Origin of the sequence: Chelonobacter oris (genome assembly GCF_000772535.1) — a bacterium.
Classification (GTDB): Bacteria; Pseudomonadota; Gammaproteobacteria; order Enterobacterales; family Pasteurellaceae; genus Chelonobacter; species Chelonobacter oris.
On record NZ_JSUM01000003.1, the window covers coordinates 363894 to 381680 of the forward strand.

A 17787-nucleotide genomic window follows, 5' to 3' on the forward strand; every position below is an offset into this window, starting at 1 on the left:
AAAAAAACGGAAAGCGGGTCAACAGAAATTAACGATTATGGGGTAGATATTACTAAATACTGTAAGATTTTTAACAATAGGGAAAATTTACTGTGAATGAGATGATAAAGTTGCTCTCTTATTAAACATTTTTGAAACAAATGAGCGCAATATTTTCACTGCAATACAAGATTATTTTTTGATAAAAATTCGTTGACCGCACTTTGATGTTTAGTCGATAAAGTGCGGTTTGGCGGGCAATGCGCAGATTAGGCGACTTTTACAATCCAGCCTTCAGGGGCGTCGACATCGCCGAACTGAATGCCGGTTAATTCATGATAGAGTTGTTGAGTCACCGGGCCGACATCGGTTTCGGAATAGAACACATGGAAATCATCGCCGTTTTGAATGCCGCCGATCGGAGTGATTACCGCCGCAGTGCCGCAAGCGCCGGCCTCAACAAAATCGCTCAACTTATCAATATAGACATCGCCTTCAATCGCCTTTAATCCCAGCCGGTTTTCAGCCAGATAGAGCAGCGAATATTTAGTGATACTCGGCAAAATAGACGGCGATAACGGGGTCACAAATTCGCTGTTTTTGGTAATACCGAAGAAATTGGCGGAACCGACTTCTTCAATTTTGGTGTGCGTTGTCGGATCCAAATAGATACAATCGCCGAAATTACGCGCTTTGGCATCTTTACCCGGCAACAGACTGGCAGCATAATTTCCGCCTACCTTGGCGGCGCCTGTGCCTTGCGGTGCGGCACGATCATAATCGGACACAATAAAGTTGGTCGGTTTCATGCCGCCTTTAAAATAGGCGCCGACAGGGCAGCAGAAGATCGAGAAAATGTATTCCGGCGCCGCATGAACACCGATATTGTCGCCGACACCGATCAGAAACGGGCGCAGATAGAGGGTCGCACCACTGCCGTAAGGTCCGACAAATTTTTCATTGGCTTTGACCACTTGTTTGCACGCCTCGACAAACATCTCGATCGGAACTTCAGGCATTAACAGGCGACGGCAGCTGCGTTGCATCCGTTTGGCATTTTCATCGGGGCGGAACAGGTTAATGCTGCCGTCTTTGCAACGGTAAGCTTTCAACCCTTCGAAGCATTGTTGTCCGTAGTGAAGTGCGGTCGAGCCTTCGCTGATATGCAGCACATTGTCGTCGGTCAGCTTGCCGCCGCCCCATTTGCCGTCCTTCCAGTGGGCGATATAGCGAAAATCGGTTTTGATATAGCCAAAGCCTAAGTTGGCCCAATCTAATGAAACGTCACTCATTGTTTTTCCTTAACTCTTTTTATGTAAACCGGATAAAACATTTTTATCTTATTTTTCTGCCAAATCAATCATTAATTTGGTTCCGGCTGAATTTTTTGTAACAAGTCTTGCAATTGCCGGATTTCGGCGGACGAGAGCGGGCTGAGCCAGTCCGCTTCAAACTGTTGCAGCAGTTGACGAATAAAGGCTTCTTTGTGCTGTCCCTGCTTGGTCAAAAAGATATTTTTACGCCGTGCATCACGGGGATTGTCTTTTCTGATTACGAGGTGCTTACGTTCCAGCAAATCGATAATTTTGGTCATCGATGACGACTCGATTTGCAGCTGTTTCAGCAAACGGCTTTGGCTTTGCCCGTTTTCCGCAAACAGTAGCAACATCACACGCGCTTGCGATAATGTCAGCCCCTCTTGCTGTAAGCGCTGATCCAACGCTTTATTGAGGTTCAACGTCAGATTTTTCAACTGCCAAATCAAATATTGAGGCGGGTTTTGGTTATTCATCAAAGGGTTCTCGGAAGACAACGGGATTAAAAATTTAGCATAACAAGCGGCGGGAGGATAGGGGAAACACATTTCTTTATGCTAGAATGGCAGGCATAAAAAAGCCGCTCTTATTCAGAGCGGCCGATAAACCAAATCGGTTTGAATATATACAGGAAGTTAACAGTAAACTCAAATCTAGTGAACTAGATAAAACACAACATCATACTTAAAAACAACGTTATGTTGCTTAAGCAATGCCGCCATTTTAGGTTTTGCCGTACAGAGTAACAATTTATATTTTTTTATCGTTCGCATAAGTTTTACTTATGCGATTTTAACGACAGGATAGTTTATGCATAAACGTTTACCCCCGTTAAATGCACTAAAAGCGTTTGAATCGGCCGCTCGCCATTTAAGCTTCACCAAAGCCGCAGACGAATTGTTTGTCACCCAAGCCGCCGTCAGCCACCAAATTAAACTGCTGGAAGATTTTTTGGGCATCGGGCTTTTTATCCGCAAAAACCGCGCCTTGGCACTGACCGAGCAAGGCAGCGCCTATTTTCATGAAATTAAGGTGATTTTACGCCGCTTGGCCGATGTGACCGACCAATTGAAAAGCAGCCGGCATGAGCAGGAACTGACCATTAAAGTGCCGCAGACTTTCGGCTTGGCATGGTTAGTGCCGCAATTAAGCGAATTTAACCGCTTGTATCCGGATATTGAAGTGAATATTCAGGGGTTTGATTATGATGAAAGTGATATTCTGGCGGATGCCGATGTGGCGATTTTCTACGGTAAAGGCGATTGGAAAGGGCTGAAAAGCCAGCGTTTGCTTGAAGGGCGGCTATCCATTTTTGCTGCACCGAAACTGTTGCAGCACAAGCCGCTCACGCAATTGAACGAGTTGGCAAATCACAATTTACTGCATATTCACACCCGTGAAAACTGGCAGAGTATGGCGGCGCATCTGCAATTAAAGCATATTAATATTCAGCACGGTGCGGTGTTCAGCCACACGTTTATGGCGCTACAAGCGGCATTACACGGGCAGGGCGTTGTATTGGCGAATAAAATTCTGGCACAGCAATATATTATCGACGGCTCGCTGAAAGAGGTGTTTTCAACCGATGTCACCGATCCGAAATCGTTTTATGTGGTGTATCATCCGAATTATTCGGATAAAATGCAGACTGTCGCCTTTATCAATTGGATCATCGAACATATTCAACAACATCACTGATCCGCACTTTGAGGATAATTTATGGGAAACCGTTTTCTAACTTTTGCCGCCATCAGCGGCTTTTTCTGTGTGGCATTCGGCGCCTTTACTGCGCACGGACTGGAACCGCACTTGACCTTTTTACAACTGGACTGGATTGAAAAAGGCTTGAAATACCAGTTTTTCCATACCCTCGCTTTACTGGGCTTAGGGCTGTTTGTCACGGCAACCCAACATCAACCGGCGCCGGCGTGCCGCCGCAAAGGGCTAAACTGGATCGGCTACGGCTGGGCCGTCGGCATTCTGTGTTTCTCTTTCAGTTTATACGGATTGGCATTAACCGGCATCAAAACCCTGGCGTGGTTTACGCCGATCGGCGGCGTAGCCTTTTTAATCGGTTGGGGAGCATTGACGTTCATCAGCATTGCCGGCAGCCTGAAAACGAGAGATTAATATTTTGAATAAATTAGCATTATATTGCCGAATCGGCTTTGAAAAAGAACTGGCGGCCGAAATCAGCGAAAAAGCGGGCGATTTGGGCATATATGGCTTTGCCAGAGTGGCGGAAAACAGTGGTTATGTTATTTTTGAATGTTATCAAGAAAACGAAGCGGATCGACTGGCGCAGGAGATTCCGTTTCAACAATTGATTTTTGCCCGTCAAATGATAGTGGTTTCCGATTTGCTGACAGCGCTGCCGCCGGACGATCGAATCCGTCCGATTATAGCGCAATATCAACAACATAACGATAACCTGAATCTTAAACTCAGTACCGAGCTGTGGGTGGAAACCGCCGACACCAATGAAGCCAAAGCGCTGTCTACTTTTTGTCGTAAATTTACCGTACCGTTGCGCCAACAGTTGAAAAAGTGCGGTTTTCTCAATTTCCGTGAAGTAAACGGCAACGGCGTCACGCTGCATATTCTGTTTCTTGCCAACGACAGTTGCTATGTCGGTTATTCGTATAACAACAATCACGCACCGCACTTTATGGGCATTCCACGGTTGAAATTTCCGAGTGATGCACCGAGCCGCTCAACCTTGAAGCTGGAAGAAGCGATTTTGACTTTCCTCGGTGAAAAAGAAGAAAAACAACGCATGAACGATCAAGTTAAAGCGGTTGATTTGGGCGCTTGCCCGGGTGGTTGGACATATCAATTGGTCAAGCGCGGTATGTTTGTTTATGCGGTCGATCACGGCAAAATTGCACCGTCATTAATGGAAACAGGGCGAGTTGATCATTGTCCTGAAGATGGATTTAAATTTCAGCCGCCGAAACGCACTAAAATCGACTGGCTAGTCTGCGATATGGTGGAACAACCGGCTCGTATTACCGCATTGATGACTAAATGGCTGATTCACGCTTGGTGCAAAGAAACGATTTTTAATCTAAAACTGCCGATGAAAAAACGTTATCAAGAAGTGCGGTCATGTCTGCAAAAACTCAGTGACGATTTAAACAAACAGGGATTAACTCACCGCATTCAAGCTAAACATTTATTTCATGATCGGGAAGAAATTACCGTTCATGTATTGATTACTTCTGTTTATAGACAAAAAAGTGAGGGATAAGATGACAGATTTACGTATTGCTGTCGCCGGCGCAGGCGGCAGAATGGGACGCCAATTGATTCAAGCCGTGAATAATGCTGACGGCGTTGTATTGGGCGCAGCGTTAGAGCGTGCCGGCTCCAGTCTTGTGGGGACAGATGCCGGAGAATTGGCCGGTGTTGGTAAGCTCGGCATACAAATCAGCGATAACCTAGAAGCAGTGGAAGATCAATTTGATTTATTAGTTGATTTCACGCGTCCTGAAGCGACGTTGTGTTACATTGATTTTTGTGTTGCCAATCATAAAAAAATGGTTATCGGCACCACCGGTTTTGACGATGCCGGCAAACAAGCGATTGCACAAGCGGCGGAAAAAATCGGTATTGTGTTTGCTTCCAACTACAGCGTAGGCGTGAATTTAGTATTCAAGCTATTGGAAAAAGCCGCCAAAGTGATGGGGGATTATTGCGACATTGAAGTGATCGAAGCACACCACCGACACAAAGTCGATGCCCCGTCCGGCACCGCACTTTCAATGGGGGAGCATATCGCAAAAACGTTGGGGCGCGATCTGAAAACACACGGCGTTTTTGCCCGTGAAGGCATCACCGGCGAACGCAAACGTGACGAAATCGGCTTTGCCACCATTCGTGCCGGCGATGTGGTCGGTGAACACAGCGTTTGGTTTGCCGACGAAGGTGAACGGGTAGAAATCGCCCACAAAGCCTCCAGCCGCATGACTTTTGCCAATGGCGCCGTGCGAGCCGCGAAATGGTTACAAAACAAAAATCACGGCTTATTCGATATGACCGATGTGTTGGATTTAAATAATTTATAGTGTTTGACAAAAGGATAAAAGTGCGGTTTAAAATTAACCGCACTTTTTGTTTTTGCCGTTATTTTTTCTTCCAGCGCAACTGATACAAATCATTACGCCGATCTTTGAGGTTACGCACGCTGCCGAACTCGTGCAGTTCACGCAATTCATCAATACTGACATCTGCGATTAGTACCATTTCGGTATTTGGCGTAGCTTCACTTTTAACACCGTTGGTTGGGAAGGCGAAGTCACATGGGGTGAATATCATGGATTGTGAATATTGAATATCCATGTTGTGGACGTTCGGCAAATTACCGACCGAGCCGGCGATGGCGACAAAACATTCGTTTTCAATTGCCCGTGCTTGGGCGCAGTGGCGCACACGGGAGAAGCCGTTTTGGGTGTCGGTCAGGAACGGGACAAATAGAATTTCCATGCCTTGATCCGCCAGCAAACGGCTGAGTTCCGGGAATTCCACATCATAGCAAATCAGAACCCCGATTTTTCCGCAGTCGGTGTCAAAGGTTTTCAACTGTGTTCCGCCGACCATGCCCCAGATTTTTGCCTCGTCGGGGGTAACATGCAGTTTTTCAAAGCGCTCGGTGCTGCCGTCACGGCGGCAGAGGTAGCCCACATTGTACAGATGTTCCGCTTTGATTTCCGGCATACTGCCGGTGATAATATTCACATTATAGCTGATTGCCAATTCTTCGAATTTGCCGACAATATCTTGGGTATATTGCGCCAGTTTGCGAATCGCTTCCGGTTCGGAATAGCGGTTGTATTTTGCCATTAACGGGGCATTGAAAAATTCGGGAAACAGCACGAAATCACAGTGATAACCGGAAACGGCATCAATAAAATATTCCGCCTGTTGCATGAGTTCTTCCACGTTGCGATAGGGGCGCATTTGCCACTGAATTAAGCCAAGTCGAATATCTTTTTTGTTTTGGGTCGCCAAATCGCTCGGTGGTTCATAGTAGATATTGTCCCAACGCATTAAAACCGCATATTCATTGGAAGCTACATCGCCTTCAAGATAACCTTTCAGTACTTTGCGTGGGTGGAAATCATTCGACATTTGGAAATTCAACACCGGATCATCAATTTCTTTACGGCGTACTTTTTCAATATAGGCTTTCGGTGTCAGTTGATCGGCGTATTTGTGGTAGTTCGGAATCCGTCCGCCAAAGGAAATACCTTTTAGATTCAGCTTTTCGCATAAATCTTTGCGATAGTCATATAAACGCCGTCCTAAACGTAAACCGCGAAATTCCGGTTTGATAAACACGTCAATCCCGTACAGAATATCGCCTTTGTCGGTGTGGGAATCAAAGGTATCATTGGCGGTGATTTTTTGATAAGTATGGTTATCACCGTATTTATTATAATCAACAATAATCGACAGAGCACACCCGGCCAGACAATCATTAATTTTTATAACAACCTGTCCCTCAGGAAATTTTTCAATTAAGCGCGTGATTTCATCTTCACTCCAATAAGCATTTGGCAACAACGAGTAGGCGCTGATCATCGCTTCTTTCAGCTCTTGATAGTCGTTCAGGGTGAGGTAAGTCAGTTCGATGTTCTCAATATCTTTGGTTTCCATTTAACACCTTCCTGTTATTGATTAAATTAACTGCTTGATTTTAGGATAAAACGATTGAATGTAAAAATCAAATTTTGTCAGGAAATGGTTTTTTATGCGCAATACCATACATTAATAATTGAATGGCATTTTCGTATAGTTGGGATTCTTGTCCATGATAAGCCTGTATCAATATCGGATTTTTAATCAAGTCGTCAATTCTGCGAATAAACATATCAATTAATGCTATCGGAAAATCATTTTGAATAATTTTCTTTTGTTGTAATTGGCCAAAAAAGTGATACGTAAATTGATATTTTTCCTGTTTCATTTTCTCGAAAAATTATGTAATTCGGAATCAGGATAGCGATTAAAGTCGGATAACATCGGCTGTGAATATCCATTATTTTTGTCGATGGAAAGCAATAATACCGAATCAATTTATATTCATACTATAGTTGTTTTGTTACTGTTGGCTTTCAGTGCTGGATTAAGATTATTTTCAGATCAATATGATACCAAAGGTTATTCAAATTTAGCGGTGTATCAACTTCGAACTATTTTGGATAACAAGCTGCGCAGAGTGTCGTTGGTTATTTTGAATGGATTTCGTTCCGGTGAGTTAAATTCGGTATTGGTACAGAGCGTGAATGAAACGGCTGCCTATGCTTTCACGTTGATGACGACTATTATTTATGCGGCGAGTAATAAACCGTCGGCACCCATTTTTTCCAGCATAACCGCACTTTGTGCCAATAATTGGCCTGCTTGCACCCATTCGCCGTTTTTTTGTAACTCAACAATGGTTTCAAAATCGACACTGTGCAACAGCAAATCGGCACTATGGTTTTTGCCCAAATACAAATTGACGCCACGATTAATTTTTGAATAGTAAAGTGCGGTGCTTTCCGGGCTCATGCCGCCGATAACGCCGATGGTTTTCATCCGTTTCTCTCGCTTATTTGCCTAACGTTTCGATATAAGCCGCAATATTTTGCATATCCTGTTCAGTGAGACGGGCTTTAACCGTGTTGCCTCCACCTTCTATTTCGCCGTTTTTTCGTTTTTCCAATGCGATGACAATCTCGGTGTGCGGCATACCGGCAATGACGGCTGAGGTGTCAAGCGCTTGTTTTTCGGCATGACGACCGTGGCACATGGCACAAGTTTGTTGATAGGTGCGTTTGCCTTTGGCAATATCGGCATCGGCAACCGCACTTTGGGCAGTGAGCAATGCGGCAGCCAGCAAACCCGACAAGGTGAAAATATGAAAACGCACGTTTAAATCCTTCTAGATGGTTTATTCTTGGAATAATGCTAGCAAATTTTCGTGATCAAATCCCTCCATTTTTTGTTGCAGAACGCCGTCTTGCGAGATTAAAAACGATGTCGGGGTGCCGATCACTTGGTAACGTTCAGCGGTGATGCCTAATTGATCTTTGACGATCGGCAGCGTTATGCCGCGCTGTTTTGCAACGGCGGCGGTATCCGCCTCTTTGCCGTCAATATTGATAGCCAAAAAATCCAATTTATCGGGGTATAACTGTTGAAGACGTTGTAATTCCAACATTTCGGCAATACAGCCGCCGCAGGTTTCAGACCAAAATGTCATAAACAGAGGTTTTTGCTTGACGGCATCGGCAAGTTTCACCGTTTCGCCGTGAAGGCTGAATGTTGCCAGTTCAGGTGCGTTTTGTCCGACAGTGGCGTGTTGTTCGTCACACGCCGTTATCAGTAAGGCGAACAAGGCGGAAAAAAGAAGGCGGGAGTATGTGCGCATTAGTGTTTCTCTTCACGTAAAAATTTGCCGTGTTGTAAAAATATTGTGCGGTTTGCCAGTTTTCCCAGTTCGGGATTGTGCGTCACCATGACAATGGTTCTGCCTTGTTGATTGAGTTCGGTCAATAGTGCCAAAATCAAGTTTTCATTTTTTTCATCCAGGTTACCTGTCGGTTCATCGGCAAAAATCACCGGAGGACGATTTACCAACGCCCGAGCAATACAAACCCGTTGTTGTTCCCCGCCGGAAAGTTGGCTCGGCAGATGGTCAATTCGGTGCTCCAGCCCGACTTGAGCCAACACTGCTTTGGCGGAATTTTCATCGGTTACGCTGTGATAGTGCTGTGCCAGCATCACGTTTTCAAGTGCGGTCAAATAGGGGATTAGATGGAATTGTTGGAACACTAATCCAATTTTTTCCGCACGAAAACGTTGTCGCTCCTCTTCGTCGAGCTTGGCGGCATCGACACCGTCGAGAATCACTTTGCCCTCACTGGCGGTATCCAGACAGGTCAGAATGTTCATCAACGTGGTTTTGCCTGAGCCGGACGCGCCCATAATCGCGACAAATTCGCCTTCGGCAATCTGAATACTGATATCGTCAAGTGCGGTCACTTGACCGAAGCGTTTGAACAAATGTTGGGTTTCAATGACCCGTTTTCTTTCCGTCATGATCTTGTCCTGTTATTTTATTCGCCTTTCAGTACATTGGCGGTTTCAATTTGTAGCGCCCGTCGGGCCGGCACAATCACGGCAATGACCGCCACCATCAATGAAAGCAGCACGGTGATCGGAATCACCGGCAAGCGCAAATCAATGCTGGATTTAAATACGGTAATCCCGAGTATTTGTGCCAGAATATAGCCTAAAATCAGGCCGGCAATCATTGCGCCGGCGGCAATCAGCAGCGTTTCAGTGGTGATTTGTTTGATAATATCGCTGCGTTTTGCGCCGAGGGCTTTTTGCAGGGCGAATTCTTTGGCGCGTTCGGCAATAATCGCAATCAGAGTTGTGTTGACGCACAAGGTGGCCAAAATCAGAATCACTAACGAAATCAAGCCCATAAACCCTTTAATTTTATCCAAAATTTGCCCTTCGGAGGCTGATACTTTACGAATCGGGCGAATTTCCAGATCAGGATAATCACGGCGTAATTGCTCGGCAAAGGATTCCACCTGCCCCTGTTCATTTTTAACGCTAAGCAGGGCATAGCTGATTTCATTCGGTTTATCAAGCCACTGTTGGGCAAATTCCAGATTAACGATTAACATATTGTCGGTCGCATCACCCGCCTCAACAATCGCTTTAATATTGAAGTGATGTTTTTGCTGTTGTTTGCCGATTAAAGTGACAGCGTCACCAGTGGTGAGATGTAACCGCTCCGCCAGTGTTTTGCCGATCATCGCATTGCGCTGATCAAAATTGACGCCGATTTGTTGGCCGCTGATTTGCCAATAGGGGGCAAGCGTCGGCATGGTATCATACCAAACTCCCATGATCGCGATTTTTTCCAGTTCACTGCGGGCTACGCCGTATAAATACGGCCCTGCGGCATTCAGTAAGCCGGGCGGCGCATGCTCGATAATCTGTTCGAATTCCGTTTGCGACAGGGTATTGCGATGTTGAGAGCCGATATAAAAATTTGCGCCGAAGGTGCGTAACTCCTGACTCATTTTGGTATTAATATCAAAATAGACCGCCGACATGGCGGTGACAATCGCCGCGCCGACCGTCAGCGCCGCAAAAATAATCGCTACACGCTGTACACGCAGGCGCAGCGCTCGGAATACCAATCGCCAAAACATCTTGTTTTTTGCCGAATTAGCGCCCATACAACACCTCTATCGGATACAGTTTGGCAATACGGTGTGCCGGAAACCACGTGCCGACAAGAGCAATCAGCACCGACAGCAACAGCACGCACGGCACGACAATCCAGGCAAACGAAAGCGGTTGTCCGAACAGCGCCTCGCCGATAAAGCGTGCCAATCCCCAGCCGGCAAGGCAACCGAATATCCCGCCGAGAATGCCGCTTAAGGCGGCTTCACAATAAAACAGCAGATTAATTTGCCATTGATATGCGCCTAAGGCTTTCATCAGCCCGATCTCTTTGCTGCGTTCAATGATATTACTGGTCATCAGCGAAGCGATACCCATTGAGGAAGCAAGCAGAGCGGCAAGCGTAACCACCGCAAGCAGCAGTTGAATTTTTTCAATAACCACCCCTTCCGAAGCGGCGACTTGCCAAATCGGCCGCACGACCGCACCGGAAACCGCCTCTTCCAGTTGGTGGGAAATCGAAGAAACATAGGCGGTACAATACCAGCGATCATACTCTTCGGCGTCCAGTGCTTCCAAATTTTCACGCGCTTTGCGTGACAAGTCGTTTTCCGGCACGGTCAGCGCCGAAACCCGCACCGATTGCACTTTCCCACCGAGATTCAGGCTTTTTTGCAATGCTGATAACGGCACAATCAATTGGTTTTCTTCATTACCGCCGCTGGAAAGAATGCCGCTGACGGTCAGATTTAAAAGTGCGGTCGGCTGCGCCTCAAACGGCAATAATTGCAATCGATCACCAATATTAATATGAAGACTTGCGGCCAGTTGGCGCCCGATTAACGCCTGATAGTCAACCGCACTTGCGTTTTTCAGTCCGCTGTCGTCCGCCCATTTTCCCTCTACCTGCCAATAAGGGCTGATGATTTTCTGCCCGGTGTGATAATCGGGATCATCGGGAATCCCGATCGGGTAATCGAAAAAGGTGCCCAACACACTCACTGTCTGCGCGCGCGCTTGCCCGTTTTGCTGCACAAGTTGCAGCTCGGCGTTCAGCTGCGGTGCGAAGCCGACAATATTGTTGCCCCAGAAAATATCTTTGATATTCGGTAATTCTTTTTCATCGAGAAAGTCCTGTCCTTGCAAGGCGGCTGCGGCATTTTGATTCAGCATCGGCAGCGCCGCCTGCGCCGCCGGTTCAATCAAAATATTGGCACCATAAGATTTCAGCTCTTTTGCCATTTTATCGCCGATATCAATCGATACCGCAAGCAGGGCAGAGATTAACCCTGCCGCCAGAAAAATAGTGAATATCGCCAAAAATTTGCGCCGTAAACCGTTTTTCCAAGATTGAAACAACATTCGAAACAGCATCATTTTTCTCCTTTTACCGCACTTGCCTGCACAAATGATTCAGGATTGTCACGGAAGCGAGCCAAATTCGCTTCAGAAGCAAAGAAGTAGGTTTTACCGGCAAAACTGTATTTGAATTTGGCATCGGTATTCACCAGTTTTGTTCCGTCCACCGGATCAACAACATCCAGCTTAACGATAGTCGAGAAGTAATTCAGGCCTTCTTCTAAGCCGGCTTTGCTGATGATGATCTGAGAATCGGTTTGCTGCCAGTCGTTAATCGGCACCGGATTGCAGCCGCCCGCTTTGCCGATCGACGGAATGAACATATGCACGCCGCAAGCCACACAAACGACTTGATTGCCTTGCATCACATAGCCTTGATCGCCGCACAGCAAGCAGGCATCGAATACCACGCCGAGACTTATTCGGTCGGCAAGACGGTTAATGATAAAGAATCTAACCGCTTTCCCTTCATCGGAAATCCAGACAAAACGGTGTAATTTGCCGTCGCTGACCGTCTTAATGTCAATATGAATCAGGTTATCTTGTGACAATGTCACAGGTGTCGCTTCCGACAATCTTGGCGGTTGGGAAGCAATTTTATCCCAATAGAGCTGCGCCCCTGCCACCACGACAGCGAATAGGATACCGACGGCAACCAAACAGCGTGATGTGCGGTAAAGTGCGGTTTTTTGCCGTCGGGCGATTAAATCGGGTTGAATAGTTACCGCACTTTTGCGAGGGCGCAAGACGATAAAGTAAAAGACAAAGGTGATCAGCAGCAAAAACAGGGTCGAAACATAGTTATTCCATATCGCCAGATTCAGGCTTTTGGCGACGAAGCTGAGGAGGGTTTTATCAAGATCGAGCCATTGTAATTTAATCAATGACAACAGAATTTGCCCGTTCAGCGGCAGCAGCAGCCAGATAACCAGTAGTGATAACAACCCGTTTCTGAGGTAGGGAATCGTTTGCTGACGTAATAACACGACCGTCCAGTTGGCGACAAATAAGCACAGCAGAAGTGCGGCGGCAATGGCGAACAGGTTTAAAATAAAATCGGTATTGATCACCTCAGTCGAGGTGATGGCGCTTAAATTCGGGTTTTGCGCCCAGAAGATACCGCTGAAAAACAGTAACATGAGTTGGCTGAGATACAGCAAGTTTCGTTGATTGAATTGCGCGGCAATCAGACTGAACACCAGCACGGCAACATAACTGAGGGAGAATGCCAAGCGGGTGGTTTGGTTGACGGTCAGCAACTGCCAAAAAAGAAAACCGGCGCAAAGTGCGGTCAACGATAGCCAAAGCAGCGCTTTTACCGCAACCGAATGCTGTTTGCCCCACAGCAAACCGCTTAATAAACCGATCGGCAGCAACAGTTGCAGAATCGAGGTGAAAAAGTAATTCATTTAAAAAACCCAATAATGAAATGACCGCACTTTCACCGGATTATTTGCTTTTTGAACACCACAATTGAAATTGCGGCAAAAAGAAACACGCAAAAACGGCGGCAGAGCAAATTAACGGCTAAAGTGCGGTTTGTTTTCAAAACGACAATCAATTCAATCCGGTATATTTAAATTCAAATGCCGCATCGAACGGTTTCCACCAGCGACCGACACCGGTCTCATCGTCGGTGTGGCGGTGTAGGCCGGCTTTTGACGGCGGATCAATATGATAAGTGACTTTATAGTTGCCAACGCCCATCATTTTCACATTCGCCCCATAATGCGGCCCGTCGCCGGCGACCATCGGCATAAACGTACCTTGTTGTTTTTCACCGGTATCCAGATTTTCCAGCGTATAATTGATGGTTAAATACGGCATCCATTCACCGGCGCCAAAGCCGTTTTTATTGCCTTCAACCGCATGAATATCGGCTTCCAGATGAATATCCGCTTTAGCGGCAGGTAAGCCCATGCCGCGCGGCTCCATATCAATCGGTTGCAGATAGACCGCCGCAATTTCCATTTCATTCATGGTGACCGGTTCACCGGCAGGGTATTCTTTAAAGGCAAACGCCGACGGAGCGGTCAGAATGCTGGCGAATAATGTTGCGGCAATCAGTGTTTTTTTGATACGCATAAATACCTCATTAATAACGTTAGTATGATTTAGGTTTAAGATTGTGGTTTGCTGCGTATTTTCATGTAACAAAGGGCGAAAACGGCAGCAACGATCAACACGGCTTGCGGAATCAGTGTTTCTCGATAAGGATAGATTCCGAGCCAAGAAATTTGAGGAAAACCGCCAAGCAGCGTCGGCTGGATTAGTTGCCCCTCAATAAGCTCCAACACGCTTTTGCCGGCAAAGACAAACGCCATCAGATACATAAAACCGCCGGTCAGAATGAAAAACGGTTTTAACGGCAGTTTGACCACGGTGTAGCGCATAATGAAATAGACAATCAGCAATAACACCACCCCGACGATAAAACCGCCGAACAGATAAAGATATCCGTCGGCAGACTGAATATCGCCCACCAAGGCGTAGTAAAACAGCACGGTTTCCGCCCCTTCGCGATAAACCGCCAAAAAACTGGTCAGCCATAAACCGACTAGCGAGCCTGTCGTCAGGGCAGTGGATAATTTTCCTTCCAGGTAACGTTTCCAATGTTCGGCTTCGACTTTTGACAACAGCCAATAACTCATCATAAACAGCATAACCACGGCAAACATCATGGTGATACCTTCCAACAGCTCACGGTTCTTGCCTGAATTTTCAAATAACAATTGGAATATAAAAGCGGTGATGACACTGGCGATCAACGCTACCACGACAGATTGCCGAATGACCGGCAGTTTGTCCTGATGTCGGTTTTTTATCAGATAGACGACAATGGCGGCAACAATCAGCAGCGCTTCCAAACCTTCGCGCAAGATAATCATCAGACTATAGAGGAAGGTTCCCCAACCGTTTTCATTGTTTTTACCCAGCAGCGAAACCGCACTTTGCAATTGTTGGTGCAAACCGTCGGCTTGCTGTTGCAATTGATCCAGCGGTTTCTGGGCTTTCATCTGGCCGACCAGACGGGTGAAAAAGCCCTCCAGCGTCAGTTTTAAACCGTTGTCGCGCGAACCGACCGAAGCTTCCATGCCGGAACTTTCAAATACATCGAAATAGGTGTCTTGTACCGCCGTCATCGCCTCGGCGGTGTTGCCTTGTTGATATAACGCAATCGCCTGTTGAATACCTTGATTGACGTCGTCTGCAACCTGCTGCCAGTTTTGTGTTGTCGTTTCCGTGCCGCTGTTTTCGGATTGTGTCGTTTCAATCGACTGCGCCTGCTTGGTTGTCGGCAATTGCGGCAGTTGATCTTCAATATCTTGCAGCAGTTGCGTGGTTCGGTAACCGATTTCGGTCAGATTACCGCTTGTTTGCGCCAGTTTGATCAAATCGTAAAATTGCTGATTAAGTGCGGAAGATTGGGTGGAAGAGCGGTATTGACGAATTGCCATTTCCATTTCGGAATTTTTGAAGCCGTCGTATTGTGCTTGTTGCATACTTTTTTTGGCGGCATCAAAATTGTCCGCCTGATAATCGCTGATGGCTTGTGCCAACAAATCATCGATTACTTGAAAACTTTGTCGCCAGTAAGGCGCAATATCGCTGTTTTGATAAGCCCCGTGCTGTCCTTCCGCCGTTAGCCGGTGTCCGTCATTCAGCGTGCCTTCCAATTGGCTTAATTCGCCCTTGAGCCAGTTAATTTTATCCGCAACTGCCTGTTCGGACGCATTTTGTGTAATCATGCGGCGAATTTCGCCGAACGTGGCTTCGAGCTGATAACTTTTTTGAGCGGAGATATTGATCCGAATCGGCCCTTCTAAATTTTCAAACACCTCAAAATAAGCCATTTGAACCGCACTTTTAGCCTGATTGATTTCACCGTTTTGATATAGCGACAAGGTCTGATCCAAACGCTGTTCGATATCGTTGATATAGGCTTGATAGCCGTGTTCCGTTTCAGCCGCCTGTAGGGGCGTATGGAGTAAAAAAAGGATAAGGGGGAATAGATATTTTAATAATTTTAACATATTAATAACACGAACAATAATGAGAACCTTTATCAAGACTTGTGATGAATTATGAGCCGATAAGAATTTATTTCAAGCAGATTTTGGCGAATAGTTGTTCTATCTCAAAAAATTGATGTTTTTAACCGACGGTAAGCATGACGAAATGCCAAAATACCGCTTCCCGTGTCGGGCTGAAGAGGCATAAATTTACTTAAATTATGCGCTTTAGTCTCTAAAGTTTATTAAAAAATATTCAAATTTATCTAAAAATTTTGCGCAGAATCACAAAATGACTATTTAATCCTATTGATACTTGCACTTTATTCAACTTTCGAGTATCTTACGCCGACAATAACAAGTGCTATTTCAATAGCCATATATTTGCTTTCCGAGTAGTGCCCATTTTATGGGCACTTTTTTTATTTATATCCTTTAAAATTGAGACACTGTTGTGAAAAATAAAACGTTGGGCAGTACGTTATTGGTCGCCGGCACGACCATCGGCGCCGGTATGCTGGCGATGCCGATTACTTCCGCCAGCATGGGCTTCGGATTTACCGTCATGCTGTTGCTGATCCTCTGGTTGTTGCTCTCTTATAGCGCCTTATTGTTTATTGAAGTTTACCAGACGGCACAGATTGATTCCGGTTTGGCAACCTTGGCAGAGCAGTACTTCGGCCGTTTCGGGCGTATTCTGTCGACATTTTCACTGTTGGTTTTCATGTATGCCATTTTATCGGCTTATGTTACCGGCGGCGGTTCACTCATCGGCGGATTATTGCCGGTATTCGAAAGCGAGCAAACCGCATCACAAATCGGGATTATTCTGTTTACCGTGGTACTCGGCATTTTTATCATTATCGGCACATCGGGCGTTGATGCGGTCAACCGGCTGTTTTTCTTCAGCAAATTGGCCGTTTTTATGTTTGTGCTGTTTATGATGCTGCCTAAAGTGCGGTTGGAGAATTTAATGGCGATGCCGCTTAATCATGCCTTAATGCTATCCGCAGCGCCGGTTTTTTTCACCTCGTTCGGTTTCCATGTAGTGATTCCGAGTATTGTGAAATATTTGGCAGGGGATATTAAACGCTTGAAAATAGCGATTATCGGCGGCACCGGCATTCCGCTGTTGGCTTATCTGCTATGGCAGCTTTCGACACACGGCGTGTTGAGCCAAAGCCAGTTTTTACAGATTTTGCAGCAAGACCCGACTTTAAACGGCTTGGTCAACGCCACACGTGAAATCACCGGTAGTGCGGTGTTGAGCGAAGCGGTGCGTTTATTTTCTTCTCTTGCCTTGATCACCTCGTTTTTGGGAGTTTCCCTCAGCCTGTTTGATTGTCTGAATGATTTGTTACACCGAGTAAAAGTGCGGTCGAACCGCTTATTGCTTGGCGTGTTGACCTTCCTGCCGCCGCTGGTTTTCGCCCTGTTTTATCCAGAAGGGTTTATCATGGCATTGGGTTATGCCGGGATTATGTTTGCATTTTACGGTTTAGTGTTGCCGGTCGGTCTGGCATGGAAAGCCCGCCGATTACACCCGAACCTCACCTATCGCGTTTGGGGCGGCAATATTGCCCTCGTACTGGCATTACTGCTCGGCATACTGATTATTGTCATTCCGTTTTTGATTGAAGCCGGGTATTTGCCGAAAGTGATCGGCTGACGCCCGATTTCTGAATAACGTTAGCAGAGTATGGTTTAACATTATATAGTCTCTATCTGACAAAGGCGGATTGGCGCCTTTGTCAGATTCAATTTGTTGTTATCAACATAGTTCAACATAACTAAACACCAAATTTGTGACAGTATTCACGGTTTTCATTTGGATTTTTTGTTAGTTTACTTGGCAAGAAAGCTAAGGTTTTTCTTTCGTTTTAACTTGTATACTAGTATTTATTTAAAATCTAAATTGAGGGTTA

At 46.0% G+C, this 17787-nt stretch carries 18 protein-coding genes; 5 read left to right on the top strand and 13 right to left on the bottom strand.

The window, feature by feature from the left end; translation table 11 throughout:
* Positions 1-248: 248 nt before the first annotated feature.
* Together OA57_RS03085 and OA57_RS03090 are read right to left on the bottom strand one after the other, a co-directional pair.
* A complete protein-coding gene (locus tag OA57_RS03085; protein ID WP_034613270.1) occupies positions 249-1271 on the bottom strand; it encodes a branched-chain amino acid aminotransferase in 1023 nt (340 codons plus the stop codon).
* 71 nt (positions 1272-1342) lie between these two features.
* The gene (locus OA57_RS03090; RefSeq protein ID WP_034613271.1) at positions 1343-1771 is read right to left on the bottom strand and encodes a MarR family winged helix-turn-helix transcriptional regulator; all 429 of its coding nucleotides are present in this window, start codon (positions 1769-1771) and stop codon (positions 1343-1345) included.
* A gap of 334 nt (positions 1772-2105) precedes the next feature.
* Between OA57_RS03090 and OA57_RS03095 the strand changes: the two genes are divergently transcribed.
* From OA57_RS03095 to dapB, 4 genes are read left to right on the top strand one after another with little or no spacing between them, the layout of a single operon-like run.
* Complete coding sequence (locus OA57_RS03095) at positions 2106-2993, top strand: transcriptional regulator GcvA (RefSeq protein ID WP_034613273.1); 888 nt, start codon at positions 2106-2108, stop codon at positions 2991-2993.
* A gap of 21 nt (positions 2994-3014) precedes the next feature.
* The gene (locus OA57_RS03100; protein WP_034613274.1) at positions 3015-3425 is read left to right on the top strand and encodes a DUF423 domain-containing protein; all 411 of its coding nucleotides are present in this window, start codon (positions 3015-3017) and stop codon (positions 3423-3425) included.
* Positions 3426-3429: 4 nt separating this feature from the next.
* Positions 3430-4545: a 23S rRNA (cytidine(2498)-2'-O)-methyltransferase RlmM gene (rlmM, locus tag OA57_RS03105; RefSeq protein WP_034613277.1), complete on the top strand. Its 1116-nt coding sequence runs from the start codon at positions 3430-3432 to the stop codon at positions 4543-4545.
* 1 nt (position 4546) lies between these two features.
* Positions 4547-5362: a 4-hydroxy-tetrahydrodipicolinate reductase gene (gene dapB / locus OA57_RS03110; protein ID WP_034613279.1), complete on the top strand. Its 816-nt coding sequence runs from the start codon at positions 4547-4549 to the stop codon at positions 5360-5362.
* Between the two features lie 58 nt (positions 5363-5420).
* On the opposite strand, the gene OA57_RS03115 is transcribed toward dapB, so the two are convergent.
* The 11 genes from OA57_RS03115 to OA57_RS03165 all read right to left on the bottom strand — a co-directional run bounded on the left by OA57_RS03115 (position 5421) and on the right by OA57_RS03165 (position 15883).
* Complete coding sequence (locus OA57_RS03115; RefSeq protein WP_034613282.1) at positions 5421-6953, bottom strand: carbon-nitrogen hydrolase family protein; 1533 nt, start codon at positions 6951-6953, stop codon at positions 5421-5423.
* A gap of 67 nt (positions 6954-7020) precedes the next feature.
* Entirely contained in the window at positions 7021-7263 is a 243-nt protein-coding gene (locus OA57_RS03120) for a hypothetical protein (RefSeq protein WP_052122346.1), read from the bottom strand.
* Positions 7264-7625: 362 nt separating this feature from the next.
* Positions 7626-7877: an aspartate/glutamate racemase family protein gene (locus OA57_RS03125; RefSeq protein WP_052122347.1), complete on the bottom strand. Its 252-nt coding sequence runs from the start codon at positions 7875-7877 to the stop codon at positions 7626-7628.
* 13 nt (positions 7878-7890) lie between these two features.
* Entirely contained in the window at positions 7891-8211 is a 321-nt protein-coding gene (locus tag OA57_RS12795) for a c-type cytochrome (protein WP_034613285.1), read from the bottom strand.
* A 21-nt stretch (positions 8212-8232) separates the two neighbouring features.
* Positions 8233-8712 carry a TlpA family protein disulfide reductase gene (locus tag OA57_RS03135; protein ID WP_034613288.1) on the bottom strand — a complete coding sequence of 160 codons (480 nt, stop codon included), beginning with the start codon at positions 8710-8712 and terminating at the stop codon, positions 8233-8235.
* On the bottom strand, positions 8712-9383 hold the full coding sequence (locus OA57_RS03140) for an ABC transporter ATP-binding protein (protein ID WP_034613291.1): 672 nt from the start codon (positions 9381-9383) through the stop codon (positions 8712-8714). Before OA57_RS03140 ends, OA57_RS03135 begins: the two co-directional genes overlap by 1 nt.
* Positions 9384-9400: 17 nt before the next feature.
* Positions 9401-10543, bottom strand: a complete 1143-nt coding sequence (locus OA57_RS03145; protein WP_034613292.1) for an ABC transporter permease — start codon at positions 10541-10543, stop codon at positions 9401-9403.
* Complete coding sequence (locus OA57_RS03150) at positions 10533-11864, bottom strand: ABC transporter permease (protein WP_034613295.1); 1332 nt, start codon at positions 11862-11864, stop codon at positions 10533-10535. The genes OA57_RS03145 and OA57_RS03150 overlap by 11 nt, the downstream gene beginning before the upstream one ends.
* Positions 11864-13258, bottom strand: a complete 1395-nt coding sequence (locus tag OA57_RS03155) for a Fe-S-containing protein (protein ID WP_034613298.1) — start codon at positions 13256-13258, stop codon at positions 11864-11866. Before OA57_RS03155 ends, OA57_RS03150 begins: the two co-directional genes overlap by 1 nt.
* Before the next feature lie 148 nt (positions 13259-13406).
* Positions 13407-13928, bottom strand: coding sequence for an iron transporter (locus tag OA57_RS03160; RefSeq protein WP_407637070.1), 522 nt, complete (start codon positions 13926-13928; stop codon positions 13407-13409).
* 41 nt (positions 13929-13969) lie between these two features.
* Positions 13970-15883, bottom strand: a complete 1914-nt coding sequence (locus tag OA57_RS03165; RefSeq protein WP_034613306.1) for an FTR1 family iron permease — start codon at positions 15881-15883, stop codon at positions 13970-13972.
* Between the two features lie 433 nt (positions 15884-16316).
* On the opposite strand from OA57_RS03165, the gene OA57_RS03170 reads away from it, so the two are divergent.
* Positions 16317-17531: an aromatic amino acid transport family protein gene (locus tag OA57_RS03170; protein ID WP_034613309.1), complete on the top strand. Its 1215-nt coding sequence runs from the start codon at positions 16317-16319 to the stop codon at positions 17529-17531.
* The last annotated feature ends 256 nt before the right edge of the window (positions 17532-17787 follow it).

Excerpts from the sequence above, each read along its gene's own strand:
- OA57_RS03165 (WP_034613306.1), bottom strand. The coding sequence starts at position 15,883 with ATGTTAAAATTATTAAAATATCTATTCCCCCTTATCCTTTTTTTACTC.
- OA57_RS03155 (WP_034613298.1), bottom strand. The coding sequence starts at position 13,258 with ATGAATTACTTTTTCACCTCGATTCTGCAACTGTTGCTGCCGATCGGT.
- OA57_RS03120 (WP_052122346.1), bottom strand. The coding sequence starts at position 7,263 with ATGAAACAGGAAAAATATCAATTTACGTATCACTTTTTTGGCCAATTA.
- OA57_RS03125 (WP_052122347.1), bottom strand. The coding sequence starts at position 7,877 with ATGAAAACCATCGGCGTTATCGGCGGCATGAGCCCGGAAAGCACCGCA.
- OA57_RS03090 (WP_034613271.1), bottom strand. The coding sequence starts at position 1,771 with ATGAATAACCAAAACCCGCCTCAATATTTGATTTGGCAGTTGAAAAAT.
- OA57_RS03085 (WP_034613270.1), bottom strand. The coding sequence starts at position 1,271 with ATGAGTGACGTTTCATTAGATTGGGCCAACTTAGGCTTTGGCTATATC.
- OA57_RS03150 (WP_034613295.1), bottom strand. The coding sequence starts at position 11,864 with ATGCTGTTTCGAATGTTGTTTCAATCTTGGAAAAACGGTTTACGGCGC.
- OA57_RS03095 (WP_034613273.1), top strand. The coding sequence starts at position 2,106 with ATGCATAAACGTTTACCCCCGTTAAATGCACTAAAAGCGTTTGAATCG.
- OA57_RS03100 (WP_034613274.1), top strand. The coding sequence starts at position 3,015 with ATGGGAAACCGTTTTCTAACTTTTGCCGCCATCAGCGGCTTTTTCTGT.
- OA57_RS03115 (WP_034613282.1), bottom strand. The coding sequence starts at position 6,953 with ATGGAAACCAAAGATATTGAGAACATCGAACTGACTTACCTCACCCTG.
- OA57_RS03135 (WP_034613288.1), bottom strand. The coding sequence starts at position 8,712 with ATGCGCACATACTCCCGCCTTCTTTTTTCCGCCTTGTTCGCCTTACTG.
- dapB (WP_034613279.1), top strand. The coding sequence starts at position 4,547 with ATGACAGATTTACGTATTGCTGTCGCCGGCGCAGGCGGCAGAATGGGA.
- OA57_RS03140 (WP_034613291.1), bottom strand. The coding sequence starts at position 9,383 with ATGACGGAAAGAAAACGGGTCATTGAAACCCAACATTTGTTCAAACGC.
- OA57_RS03145 (WP_034613292.1), bottom strand. The coding sequence starts at position 10,543 with ATGGGCGCTAATTCGGCAAAAAACAAGATGTTTTGGCGATTGGTATTC.